Annotated in this window: 5 protein-coding genes; 4 read left to right on the plus strand and 1 reads right to left on the minus strand. The window is 42.8% G+C overall.

The genetic code is table 11. The features are described from left to right. Positions 1 to 21: 21 nt before the first annotated feature. Both ACW6QF_RS15765 and ACW6QF_RS15770 read left to right on the plus strand, forming a co-directional pair. Positions 22 to 2,856: a glycosyl hydrolase gene (locus tag ACW6QF_RS15765; RefSeq protein WP_456088514.1), complete on the plus strand. Its 2,835-nt coding sequence runs from the start codon at positions 22 to 24 to the stop codon at positions 2,854 to 2,856. 201 nt (positions 2,857 to 3,057) lie between these two features. After that, the gene (locus ACW6QF_RS15770; RefSeq protein WP_456088515.1) at positions 3,058 to 7,020 is read left to right on the plus strand and encodes an AlbA family DNA-binding domain-containing protein; all 3,963 of its coding nucleotides are present in this window, start codon (positions 3,058 to 3,060) and stop codon (positions 7,018 to 7,020) included. Here the strand turns inward: ACW6QF_RS15770 and ACW6QF_RS15775 are convergent. Continuing rightward, positions 7,017 to 8,177, minus strand: coding sequence for an MFS transporter (locus ACW6QF_RS15775; protein ID WP_298549882.1), 1,161 nt, complete (start codon positions 8,175 to 8,177; stop codon positions 7,017 to 7,019). The two genes, ACW6QF_RS15770 and ACW6QF_RS15775, sit on opposite strands and share 4 nt — an antisense overlap. A gap of 558 nt (positions 8,178 to 8,735) precedes the next feature. Here ACW6QF_RS15775 and ACW6QF_RS15780 point away from each other — a divergent pair. Both ACW6QF_RS15780 and ACW6QF_RS15785 read left to right on the plus strand, forming a co-directional pair. Beyond that, a complete protein-coding gene (locus tag ACW6QF_RS15780) occupies positions 8,736 to 11,114 on the plus strand; it encodes an FtsX-like permease family protein (RefSeq protein WP_456088516.1) in 2,379 nt (792 codons plus the stop codon). A gap of 150 nt (positions 11,115 to 11,264) precedes the next feature. Next, a complete protein-coding gene (locus ACW6QF_RS15785; protein ID WP_456088517.1) occupies positions 11,265 to 13,631 on the plus strand; it encodes an ABC transporter permease in 2,367 nt (788 codons plus the stop codon). Positions 13,632 to 13,661: the final 30 nt, after the last annotated feature.

The raw sequence follows: 13,661 nt of genomic DNA on the forward strand, positions 1-13,661 counted from the left end.
TTATAATTATAGAATAAAGAAATGAAAGAACACGTTGTTTTTATAATAGTTTCCATATTGGGCTTATGGGGATTCTATCCTTTGCAGTCCCAGACAAGTTCACTTAATAAAGAGTCTTTTTTTTCTCCGGACTCAATTTATTATCCGGGAGTTTGGTGGTGGTGGTTACGTTGTCCGACTACGAAAGAAGCAATAACGCTTGATTTGGAAGAAATGAAGGCGAAGAAAATCCATAGTGTGCAATTATTGGATTTCGGAACCGGTGGAGGGAAGAAAAGAATGCCGGAGTATTTGGAACTGGCATCTCCGGAATGGAATGAACTTGTGCGGCATTCTATCCTTGAATGCAAACGTTTAGGATTGGAGTTTGGAGTATGTATCGCGACATCAGGCTGTGCGGCCCCTTGGGTAAAACCGGAAGATTCCCAACAGAAACTGGTCTATTCTATGGTAAAGATACAAGGGGGAAAATCTGTAAAAATGGAAATGCCTTATTCTGCTGATGTAAAGATGAATGCTGAGGGAATGCCTGTTTATTATCAGGATATTTCTTTGTTGGCTGTTCCTGATAACGAAAAGATATCGAAGTCAGAAGTAATCGATATCTCTGATTATATGACAGATAAGGGATTCGTTAACTGGAATGTCCCCGCAGGTAATTGGAAAATATTCCGTTTTGGTTTTACTCCGACATTTCGGGCAATGAACGAGTTCAAATATCTTGATCATTTAAGAACTGATATTTTTGATGAGTACTATCAGAAGTATATAGGACGTTTATTAAGTAGTATGCCGGTTGAAGAAAGATCTGCTGTAAAGTATATTGTTTCGGATAGTTGGGAAGCCGGTATTGCGGGATGGAATCTGAAATTTACGAAGGAATTTGTGAAAAGGAGAGGGTATGATCCGATTCCGTATCTACCGGTTTTTGCAAATGAGATTATAGAAAGTCAGGATGTTTCTCAACGGTTTATGAATGATTACAAACAAACGGTTTCCGACCTGATCGCAGAACATTATCATTACCAACAAGAAGTAGCTCACAAAAACGGATTATTGACGATGTGTGAGGCATCGGGTCCCCATCAGAAACAGTCGGATGCATTATTATGTCAGAAATATTCGGATGTTCCTATGGGGGAGTTTTGGGCTCGTTCCAAAACACATCGTACATCTTTAAAGCAGCGTTTTTTGACGAAAGAAGCTGTCTCTGCCGGCCATATTTATGGCAAAAATATTATTTCTGCGGAGTCTTTTACATCGGTCGGACCTCAATGGGAGGAAGATCCTTATTTTTTAAAACCGACTGCGGACCGTGCTTTTTGTGAAGGAATCAATAAATTGTATTTTCATACATATCCTCATTCTCCGTCTTTAACTGCGAAACCCGGTTTTGTCTATTACGCCGGGACCTATATAAACAGAAATACGACCTGGTGGAATTATTCTTTGGATTGGAATACTTATCTGGCTCGTAATCAATATATATTGCAGCAAGGGACTCCTGTTGTGGATGTTTGTATTTATTATGGTACCGGTATCGAAAAACGAATTCAATATAAACAAGATTCTGTTCTTATGAATCCTGGTTATCAATATGATTATGTTAATTCTGATGTCATATTAAATCAAATGTCGGTTCAAGACGGGAAAATATGCTTGCCGAACGGAATTTCATATGAATTATTGGTTTTACCAGAAGAGAGTAGGATTTCTATAGAGGTATTGGAGAAAATACGGGAAATGGTGTATGCCGGTGCTACAGTCGTTGGTCCCAGACCGGTTTGTTCTATTGGTTTATATAAAAGCACAGAAATAGATTACCAGATAAAAAGTATCACAAATTTATTGTGGGGAGAAGTTGATAAACCTGTAATAGATAGAACTGTTGGAAATGGAAAAATAATCTATGGGAAAAATATTGATCAGATTTTATCTGAAAAAAAGATAGAGCCGGATTTAAAAATAGAAAATAAAGATTCGAATTTCTCATTGGACTTTATCCATCGTCGAAAGATGGAGAGCGACATTTATTATTTGGCCAATTTGAAAGAAGAAATGGGTTGTGCAACTTTATCTTTCAGGACTTCTGGAAAAGTTCCTTATATTTGGAATCCAGTGGATGGTACGGTAATAGAGCAAAGAGTATATGTCGATAATGGGGAAAGGATTCATATACCCTGTTCATTTGATCCGTATGGATCTTATTTCATTGTTTTTGAAGAAAAGGAGAATGTGAAACCATCTATAGTTTCTGTGACAGGACCGGATGGCAGTAGAAGTTGTTTTTTTAAACAAGGTGGAAATTATCAATTGACTTATAGTAACGGTGGAAGTAAGAATATTACAATTGCTTCTACACGATATTTAACGATAAATACATCTTGGAATGTCTCTTTTTCTACGGAGATGGGAGGACCCGAATCTGTCGAATTTAAGAATTTGATATCTTGGCCCGAATCAGAAAATTCAGGTATAAAATATTATTCGGGAACAGCTTCTTATCAGAATACATTTATGATAGAAGATGAGGTTGACGGAGCAAAAGTCTTTCTTGATTTGGGAGAATTGTATAATGTGGCTGAAATTGTTCTTAATGGACATAATCTGGGAACTTGCTGGTTGAAACCATTTCAAAAGGAGGTTTCAGGGTATGTAAAACAAGGAAGAAACGAGATAGAAATCAAAGTAACTAATTTATGGCCTAATCGGTTAATTGGAGATCAGTTTCTCCCTGAGGCAGAAAGATATACCCAGACAAATATATCCAAGTACACGAGAGAAGATACATTGAGACCTTCTGGGCTATTGGGACCGGTGCGTTTGATGATTGTTCCGGACAGGGGGGAATTTTAGTTATTATTTTCTTTTCTAAATTGCAACCCCAGAAAAGACCTGTTTTTCCTGAGTAAGGGACAGGCCTCTTTTTTTATGGTCTTTCTTAAAATATCGTTGGAATATTTTTGTGCTTGGGATTAAATGAGTACTTTCGAGCTATGTATATAATTTTTTGAGAGTAATTAATGGAGTAATAATCTTATTTTTAATATTATAACTATGATGAGTGATGTAACTGTCCTTGAAAAAGAAGCGCCGACAACAGAAAAAAAATTATCTGATAGTATTGTGGAAAAATTCGCTTCTGTATTTCAATCCTGTAATATTGATATGAACTTGTTGGCGGAGAATAAAGTCTCACATTATCCAGCTTCCGATGTATTGTTGAAAAAAGCCCGCTTCCTGTATCGGAATCAGGAGATTGGATGGGTCGAGGCTTTGGCTGCTTTTCAAGAAAAACATGGAGATTGTTTGGCCCAGGATGGAAAGGATGCCGCTAAAGCTTTGGAGAAGGCCTTCGAAGTTTGCCGATGGATGGGAGAAGGATCGGACTATCTGCAGACGGTTTACCAGAAGAGGGCGGATGAAAAAAGAACCGAACTGTTTGCCAAAATGGATCGTCTTTCCTTGCAACTAAAAGCTTGCCGTTGCCTGTCGGATGGAAAGGCGAATGAATGTCTGAAAGCTGTTTTGCATAAGTTGGAACAGAGCGGTAATTTATGGCATGTGCATGATGAGATCCAAAAGATATATTATCTGCTGTCATACGATCTGACCGGTTTTTCCCAGAATCTTCCGGTACTGATCGATATCGTGTGCAGGCTGATTACCAATGGTCTGATGACAGAAGAGGAATGCGATGATTTTTCCGGCGTATTGAAACGGAAAGCGAAGGAGATGGATGATAAGGTATCTGAATATTGGTTCTCCGATGATTGGGACACGCTCCATCCTCTGATAACCGAGTCGGTCCGTTTACATACTTTTGTCTTCTTGATCTGCGGACAATGCCGGCAAAAGGAGGATGACCTTTCACTAATTGCTGCCCGTATATGCCGTTATCTTTCCCGTATACCGTCGCCGTATAGTGAACTGTTGAAAAATAAATCCTATACTTTGCTCACAGGTGAGAATACACTGGGTGACCGTATCCGGTGGGAGCATCTCCGGCATTTTGACGAGATAAAGATTCTGGAACGCCTCATCATGATACAGGCAGACGACAAGGCTTGTCTTTTCCCGGAAGATAGTAAAAAGTGGAGACAATGTCGGAATGAAAAAAATATGATTACGCTTGATAACGACGGATTTACGTTGAGTCCGCTGGTCGAACTGGAATGCAACTCATGGAAAGGACGTAAAGACCGGGCTGCTGTGTTGAACAACCGTCTATTTGTCGCCTCTTTTAGCCGGTTATCATTGAATTTTGATGCTTGCAAGAATATCCGTGACTTCCGTTCCTATTGGAATCTGGTCGCGGAAGATTATCCTTTGTCGCAACCCATGTCTTCTCCGGTTTTTGTGGATACCGTATCAGAGGAGAAAGAGATCGAGATTCCGGAGATCGAGATGGAGGCGGAAGAAGCCGAGACAGACTATTTCCTGCGTCCGGATCAACGGGTCAAGGTCCGGATCCTGCATATCGACAAGGAAGACATGTCTTTGAAGATGGAAATTATAGATGCCCCATATCGGGGAATGAAAGCCTGTCTGCCGTTCGCTTATATAAATTCATGCTATTATATCATTCCTGGCTTTATGGATATGTTTGCTGTCAACGAAATATTCCGTGCGAAAGTAAAGAGCGTGGAAGGAAGTGAAATCAAGCTTTCCCTGATACAGGATTTCAATGAGTATATGTATCCGGATTGTGTCAGGAAAAAAAATCTGATAGGCAAAGTGATCGATATAGCAGAAGGCAAAGTCTGGTGGTTGCTTTCTACCGGCACGACGGCGACAACAGCCAATTCACATAAGAAATATAAGGCCGGTAACTTCTATAAGGTGGAATATGGAGGTTTATCGACGGATAAATTGAAGAATACGATCAAAGTGTTGTCTCATATTCCCTGTCCGGACGAAAAAAGCTTTTACAATAATGTATTGGAAAATTTGCGCAGTTTCTTTTTCTTTATGACAAAAGAAGTCTTGAAAGTCAATAAAGAGCAGGAAGAATTACAACGTTTGAAAGAAAAAAACAATCCTTTCTTTGTCGCTTTTCAAAGTCTGAACCTTGAAATTCCGGAAAGCGCTCCTGACGAATCGGTCCGGACTGATGAAATGCCTGAAAGTGAGAATGAGAATAAGACGGTAACTCCCGATATATATGATGAACCGGATAGGATAACGGTAAGCCAGTTGAAGGAACTTATTTATTGTGTAGATGCGTTGATAAGCGATGATGAAGATATATGTGGACGTTTCAATGCTTATAATGCCCTGATATTTCTGTGCCGTTTTGTGGGGAACAGAGAATTGGCTGATTATTACGGCCTTTGTTCCGACTATATATATTGGGTCAATTCTCTGGACTCCGAATTGTTGAAAAACAGGGGAGGAGTTGAATGCCGGCAAACTTTTAAGGGGTTATCGGACCGTATGGGAGCGTTGGATATGGATCGGTACAGCCTGCGTTTGCGTAATAACAAACAGGTTATACGGTTGTTACAGACTTGGTTCGACTCCCGTTCCTTGACTTCCGTCCAGTCCGATTTGCAATCGTTTATGCAAAATCAAAACCGTACGGTAGCCGAGTTGGCACGCTATTTTAATATCATGTCCTATCTGAAAGAAAAGGATTGTGAGCTGCAGGAACTGATTTGCGGGAATATTAATGCTTTGCTTGGTTGTAAAGTCCGGGAGAAAAATCCTAAAGTCTACATTCCTGTATTTTTCGGCCATGAAGGAGTCGAAAAAGAATTCAAGACATCTGCATTTATCCATGCCGACAAAAACGCGACTGAAGAACAGAGCCTTGTCCTGGCTCGTGTGATTGCTTCGTTCATGAACACGGAAGGGGGAACGCTTTATATCGGAGTCAATGATAAGGGATATCTGACCGGACTGGACCAGGAGCTGAGGTTTGCCCATAATGACAGCGATGTTTACCTCCGTTCTGTCAATCAGAATGTGATCAGGCTATTAGGGAAAAAAGAAGATCGGGATCGTTATCAGGCGTACATACGTTGCCGTTTGTATGAATATGAAGACGGACGTCTGGTTTTGGCGTTTCGAGTAGCGCCTATCAATGAAGTGGTAGAGGTGAAAGGTGAAGTATATACGCGTTCAGCCAGTTCCAATCTGATCAAACCGGTTGGCAATGTGGCGGATTTTATCAAGTTGCGCCATCGGCAAAAGCTGGATTCTGTTCCTAAGATGCCGGAGTTTCCTGCGTATTTTAGTGCGGAACGGAATGAATATATTTTTGATAAACGTTCTGTGGTCCCTGAAATGACAGCGGTTCAAGAGGTGGAAGCGGTTGCTCCGGTTTTGTCCGTAAACGAAGAAAATGTCCAGGAAAAGGCTTTGCGCACTAAAAATGCAAACACTCAAATTAATTTAGGAATCCGGACATCAGCTCTGCGTTGCAATCCTTTGCAAAAGAAGCATGACCTGGGATACACGCCCAACCATGTCTTTGTCTCCTTGTTTAAAAATGGCAAAATAGCCTGTTCCGTAAGTCCCAAGATCGGAAAGTGGGGAGGAGAAGGGGGAAGTGTTATTTTCTCTTATAATCCGGAAGACAAGGAAGATTTGCTGGTTACGGTTTTTAAGAATGGCGAAGTTGGCCTGTCCAATCTGAAAAAGGGAATGTCACAACCGAATACGCTTTTTGCTTTTGCCGGTTCGATCGATGATATCCTGTTTATTTCTCCGGCTCGCAATACGGATTTTCTGCTATTGATTTCGGATAAGGACGGTGAAAAGCGTTACCGCATTGTCCCACTCGATACGCTTGAGAAATCAATGTCCATACAACCCAAGAACAATCTTGTCCTTGTACCGGAAAAAGGCATTTTTGTTTTTGCCGAGATCTTGATACCGGAACTGGTGAACAGCCTTGACGATGAGAAAGCATATCAGGACACTTTCGATCAGTATTGTGCCGGACGTCTTTGGGAGCATAATTCCTATATCAAGAATGTAGACAAGATAAGCGCTTTGTGCAATGTCCCCTTTTAACTTGTTTCTTTTCTGAATTGCAACCCTAAAAACACCCCTCCCGGCAGCAATATGATCCCGGCTGAAACGAGCAGGGCTATCCGGAGGGAATACATGTCATTCAGCCAACCGATAAAGGGGGCGATAGCGGCGAACATCAGGCGGATAATGAAGTTGCGGATGGAAAGCACTGTCGCCCTCATGTCGGAAAAGGTCATCTGGTTGATGTAGCCTTTGAGGATAGGGGTGGCAAAACCGCGGAAAATATAAAAGACAAGCAGGATGGCAAGGCCGGCATAGGTAAGGTTGAAAGCGAGCGCGACATATCCGCCGACGATCACCGCGAGGATAAGGATTCCCATCTTACGCGGGCCGAAATAGCTGTCCACACGGTCTGACCAGAGAGCCGCAAAACCGACGGTCAGATTCAATACGGTCCAGATGATGCCATACCAGGACACAGGAGTTTTCAGATACATCAGCACCGGCTGCACAAACCAGGCCATCGTGAGGGTTGCCGCCCCGATGATCCCGGAAAACATGATGTTATAGCAAAGTTTTTTGTTGGTGACTAATGAATATTTGATGATTCGCACGATCTCATCGACCGGATTCTGTATCTTGTTGGAACGGTTGACCTCCTTCAGCGCGAATGCCGCCGGGATGCCGGTAAAAGCGATGATTGCCTGGCCATAAAAAGGCAGACGAAGGGAATAAGCCGCCAATAAACCGCCGAATATGCCCGCCAGCGCTTCGGCGAAATTACCGATCATCGTGATCCGTCCCTCGTATCGTAAGTATAAATTTTCTTTTTTGTATTGGACGGTAGTGTCGTATAATAGTGCGGAATCCGCCCCGTTCACCAGCGTTTGTCCTGTGCCCAACAAGATTTCGGCGAAAAGAAAAGCCGTGAATGTCGAGGTGAACGAATAGCACAGATATCCGAAGAAGAAAAGGATACATCCCAATATCAGACATTTGCGGCGCCCCCAGACATCAGCCAGATAACCCGAAGGAATTTCCAAAGCCACTGCCGCCACCGAATAAACGCTTTTCAGGATGAAAACATCCTGTAGTCCCAGTCCGTGCTTTTCATAGAACAGCACGATGATCGGCATGACTAAAGTGAACCATTTGGACAGTTTGATCAGATAGAGAGCAAGTATATTTCGTTTCATGGTGCAAAAATACAAAATATATGAGAGAGTGGACTAAACTCTGGCCGGGGTTGTTGTTATTGTCTAATTTTCAAAAATACCCGTTGGTTTAAATCGAAACGGTACTGCATGAAAATTGGATTACTAACCCATATTTTTGAAATTTCCCTTGCGGATAATATTTATTAATAATCTTATACATCGTATAACACTGATTATCAATGGTGCTTAAAAATGCTCATTTTAGAGGGGTTATTGTATTTCCGTTAGTCGGTTAATCTATTTTCTTCATACAACAAAGATATAAATTAACCTCAGCTTTTTTCTTTACGCAAACTTAGAGTTGATTTTTTATTGTAATCGAGTAGTGTTGACTCCGGTTCCAGAAGTGTTATTTGTATGCTGTCTGATCTTTCGTGTACTGTCCAATATTTATACATCGATGTCCAATAATTAGACACTCTGATGGTTTGCCTTAATGTGTATTTGTTTGATTATTATGTTTTTAGTCCGTTTGGCATGCTTTTTGAACATATCTCATTATAATAATGTATAGTCAAATCAAAAAAAACTACAGATATGAGAAACTTGACAATAGCTGTCCGCTCGCTTTTTAGAAAAGGAAGACACAATGGAATTAAGATTTTATCATTGGGAGTTGGCCTTGCCATGGGGTTGGTGTTGATTGCCAAGGTTTGTTTCGAATTGTCTTATGACGATTTTTATCCGGATGGAGACCGTATTTATCAGATACGGGAAAATATGGAATTGGGTGAAAAGAAACTTGAAGATGGGGATCATGTCAGTGGTGGTATAGCACCGGGTATGAAAGCAGAGGTTCCGGGAGTTGTTGCTGCCACTCGCGGTCAACAATTGGGGGGATGTGTGTTTTTTACGTCGGACAAGAATCGGTATGAAGGTGACTTTATTATGGCGGACGAATGCTTTTTCGATGTTTTGCCGCGTAAGGTGTTGGTTGGAAATGCAAAGGAAATACTTTCGAGACCTTCATACGCACTTGTCTCCGAAAGTATGGCTGAGAAGATCGGTCAGGGCAAGGATGTTGTCGGGATGACATTTGAAATTATCAATTTCCCCGGGAAGAAAATAAATATCGGAGGTGTATTTGAAGATGTTCCTGAAAATTCGCACTTGAAATATGATGTGATGCTTTCGCTTTGCTCCAATAAAGAAGTTAGGGGATGGAGCAATGAAGAGGGGTGGTTTGGTGCTGATAGTTATAAGGCTTATGTTAAAGTGCAACCCGGATTGGAGCAAGCCAGCCTTGAATCTGAAATGGCAAAAATGCTGGACAGGCATGTCCCTTCTGAAAAATTGGAGGAAATGGGGCTTGAATATAGTTTGACGCTGAAACCCTTGAAAGAAGTTTATGCTACTTCTTCTGCGGTGAAAGGAATGGCTGTGATGCTGTTGTTGATCGCGTTTGCCATACTGTTTGCCGCTTTGATGAATTATATACTGTTGGTGATTTCATCGTTGGTGACACGTTCGAAAGATGTTGCTGTTCATAAATGCTACGGCGCTTCCACTTGGAATATTTCGGATATGATTTTCTCTGAAGCATTTCTGAATCTTATGGTATCCCTGATTGTTTCCGCCCTTTTGATCCTTTCTTTTCGCGGGATGGTCGAAGAACTGTTGGGAGCTTCATTGGGAGGATTGTTCACGATTCAAACCGTTTTACTTTTGGCGGGTGTTTGTGTACTGGTATTTTTGTTTGCAGGCTTGCTTCCTTCCCAGCTTTTTTCGCGGATACCGGTTGCTGCCGCTTTCCGTTCTTATAGAGAATCGCGACGGATTTGGAAGAAGGTGTTATTGTTCATCCAGTTTATTGCAGTCGGCTTTTTGGTAACCTTGTTACTGATTATCGGTTTGCAGTATCACCGGATGGTAACGGATGATCCGGGTTATTCGTATGACCGGGTTATCTATTCAAGCATTCCGGGCGTGAACAGCACTGCAATACAGACAGTAATGGATGAATTGGCTAAATTGCCGGAAGTGAAGTCCGTCGCAGCTTCTAACAGGTTACCGATCGAGTCTGGTAACGGCAATATGATTTTTCGTCAAGGAGGGGATGATGCCATCTTGCATATTTCGGATATGGGATATGTAAATGCTGATTATATTCCTTTAATGAACATTAAAGTTATTGAAGGAAAAGCCTTTGACCGTTCGTATTCGGATTCGGCACGTGTGGCTATGGTTAGCCGGACAACGGCGGAAAAACTCGCGCTTATATTGGATTGGAAAGAGGGGGTTGTCGGGAAAAAGATATACCTGAGCGGGCATGGGATGCCGAACGATTTTGAGATTCTTGGAGTGTATGATGATATTCGTGTCGGTGCCATCAGTTCGGAAATTATGTCTCCGACAGTCCTGTTTTATTCAAGTCAACCGGGGCGCATGGTCTCTGTCAAATTACATAAAGAACTGACAGTCGAAAATATGAAACTTGTCGAGAATACCCTGAAAAATCTTCTTCCCGATAAAGACATAACCATAGCGTCGTATGATGTAAGTATAAAGAATCTGTATTCCGAGTCCCGTCTGTTCCGTAATTCCATCATGTTGGGAGGTATTGTAACATTCCTGATCACCCTGATCGGATTGATCGGTTATATTTCGGACGAGACGAATCGCCGCAGCAAAGAGATAGCGATCCGGAAGATAAACGGGGCGACAGTCGGTAATATCTTGGTGATAATCTCGAAAGATGTGCTCTATATGGCTGTTCCGGCTGTGATATTCGGGGTGATCGGTTCGTATATAATGGGAGAAAATTGGTTGCAGCAGTTCTCTGAAAAGATACCGTTGAGCGTGTTTATCTTTGTTGGCAGCGCATTGGCGATCTGGCTGTTGGTGTTGGCAACGGTCGTACTGCGCACCTGGGAGATTGCCAATGATAATCCGGTTAACAGCCTGAAATCCGAATAAAATTTCAAGTGTCTAATTATTGTACACCATTGTCAAATAATTGGACACTTTTAAAAAGTGACGGTGTCTTTATCTGTTTGTATTATAGATTGTTGATCCTTTTGGCACGCTTTTTGAACTTTAATGGGCAGAATATAATAAATACACGATATGAAAAATTTGAACATAGCATTACGTTCGCTTTTTAAGAAAGGCAGAAGTAACGGGATAAAGATCTTATCCCTGGGAGTCGGATTGGCGATGGGACTTGTCCTGATATCGAAAGTTTGTTTTGAACGTTCGTTTGATAAGTTTTATCCGGACAGCGACCGCATTTACCGGTTGCACGAAAACATTATCCGGGATGGTGAATATAAGTCTTACGGACAGGTGAGCGGAGGTGTGGCCACAGCCATGCAGGTCGAGATACCGGAGGTTGAAAAAGCAACCCGTCTGACTTATATCGGGGGAGACAAGGAATTGTTTAAGACAAAGGATGGAAACCGTTACTCCGCCCGCTATGTCATGATGGGCGATACGAATGTTTTCGACCTGTTGCCGCGTCCTATCCTGATCGGTGATCCGAAAGAGACTTTGTCCCGTCCGGGATACGTCATGATCTCGAATCGCATCGCCAAACTGTTGGGAGGTGCCGAACAGGCTCTGAACAAGGAATTCGAATTTGAATCCAGTCCGGGACAAACCTATACGATAGGCGGCGTATTTGAAGATGTACCTGAAAATTCCCACTTGCGTTTTGAGATTGTCGCATCTTTGGAAGGCATGAGCAAATGGAGCCGCGAAAACTGGCTGGGGAATGACCGCTATCTGGGGTATGTAAAACTTTATCCCGGCACTGATCCGGAAAGCCTGACGACTGCCATTCGCGAAATGCAGGGACGGCATTGCGATCTGGAAGAGGTGAAAAAAGCGGGGATCGATTTGACTTATAGCTTGGTTCCATTGATGGACATGCACAGTAACAGCGACGAGGTGAAGAGCATGAATTCCCTGTTGGGCTTCCTGGCTTTTGTACTCATTTTTACGGCTGCGATGAATTATGTGCTTATCGTGATTTCCACGCTGATCAACCGGACCAAAGAGGTGGCTGTCCATAAATGTTACGGGGCTTCGGATAAGAACCTGTTCGGCATGATCATGTCGGAGACGTGTTTGCACATGCTGATTTCTTTGCTGCTTGCCGCTTTTCTGATCGTTTTGTTCCGTACGAAAACGGAAGAACTGTTAGGGGCTACGTTGGGGGCATTGTTCTCGACACAGACCATTGTGATACTGATAGGAGTCTGCATCGTGATCTTTTTCATTACCGGCTTGATCCCGACCTATATGTTCCTGCGCATTCCGGTGGCTGCCGCATTCCGCAATTTTAAGGAATCCCGCAGGTACTGGAAACTTTGCCTGCTGTTCATACAGTTTTTGGCGACAGCCTATCTGGTGGCGTTATTGTCGGTGATCAATAAGCAATATGACTATATGGTGAATGTCGATCCCGGATATGCCTATGAGAAACTGGCTTATTGCTCGACACTGGGAGTGGAAGAATCTGTCCGTAATACGGCCATCGAGGAATTGCGCAAGATACCCGAAGTTGACAAAGTTTCTGCCTGCTATGACCTGCCGATTTCAGGGATGTCGGGAAATAATGTTTCACTTCCCGGAGATGACCGCGAACTGTTCAACATTGCTGATATGTATTGGGTAAAGGATGATTTCTTTTCCCTGATGGAGATTCCGGTTATCGAAGGAGAGGTGTTCCGTTCTGACGGGTCGGCTTCGAACAAGGTGATGGTCAGCCGTTCTTTTGTCGAAAAGATGGAACAGGTGGCTGGCTGGACCGGGAGTGCGATTGGCAAGAACGTTATAATTACGGAACATAGCCATAATGGAGAACCGTTTACCATCTGCGGTGTGTATGACGATGTTTGTATCGGCAGTACCGGTAATCCGGATACACGCCCGACCGTCCTGTTCTATGATAAGTATGCACCGATGATCCTGATCAAATTCCATGAGATGTCTCCGGAGAATATAAAAAAGGTACAAAAGGTGCTGGAAGATATGATGCCCGACCGAAATGTTACGGTGACGGCTTATTATATGGATATGATAGACCTGTATAAGGATTCCCGCACGTTCCGCGACTCGGTTATGATCGGGGGTATCGTGACGTTGATTATCGCTTTGATCGGCCTGTTAGGATATACCAGCGACGAAACGAACCGCCGTGGACGCGAAATTGCGATTCGTAAAGTGAATGGGGCGACGGCATGGGATATTTTGAAGATGATTTCGAAAGACATTTCCTATATTGCGATTCCCGCCATCGTGATCGGCATGACGGTCGCCTACTATTCCGGTACGGGATGGTTGGAGAAATTTACGGAAAAGGCGCCTATCGGATTCTTCATCTTCCTGGCCGGAGCGATGATGGTCTATGTGTTGATCGTCGCTTGTATCCTGTACCGTGCATGGGCCGTGTCGAATGCTAATCCGGTCGAGAGCTTGAAGTCGGAATAGATATTCGGCGGGATGTTAGGATTGCCGGAT

This window comes from Parabacteroides sp. (assembly GCF_977054455.1).

What these genes read in the sequence shown, in the direction of transcription:
- ACW6QF_RS15765 (WP_456088514.1), top strand. Translation starts at nt 22, where the DNA reads ATGAAAGAACACGTTGTTTTTATAATAGTTTCCATATTGGGCTTATGG.
- ACW6QF_RS15770 (WP_456088515.1), top strand. Translation starts at nt 3,058, where the DNA reads ATGATGAGTGATGTAACTGTCCTTGAAAAAGAAGCGCCGACAACAGAA.
- ACW6QF_RS15775 (WP_298549882.1), bottom strand. Translation starts at nt 8,177, where the DNA reads ATGAAACGAAATATACTTGCTCTCTATCTGATCAAACTGTCCAAATGG.
- ACW6QF_RS15780 (WP_456088516.1), top strand. Translation starts at nt 8,736, where the DNA reads ATGAGAAACTTGACAATAGCTGTCCGCTCGCTTTTTAGAAAAGGAAGA.
- ACW6QF_RS15785 (WP_456088517.1), top strand. Translation starts at nt 11,265, where the DNA reads ATGAAAAATTTGAACATAGCATTACGTTCGCTTTTTAAGAAAGGCAGA.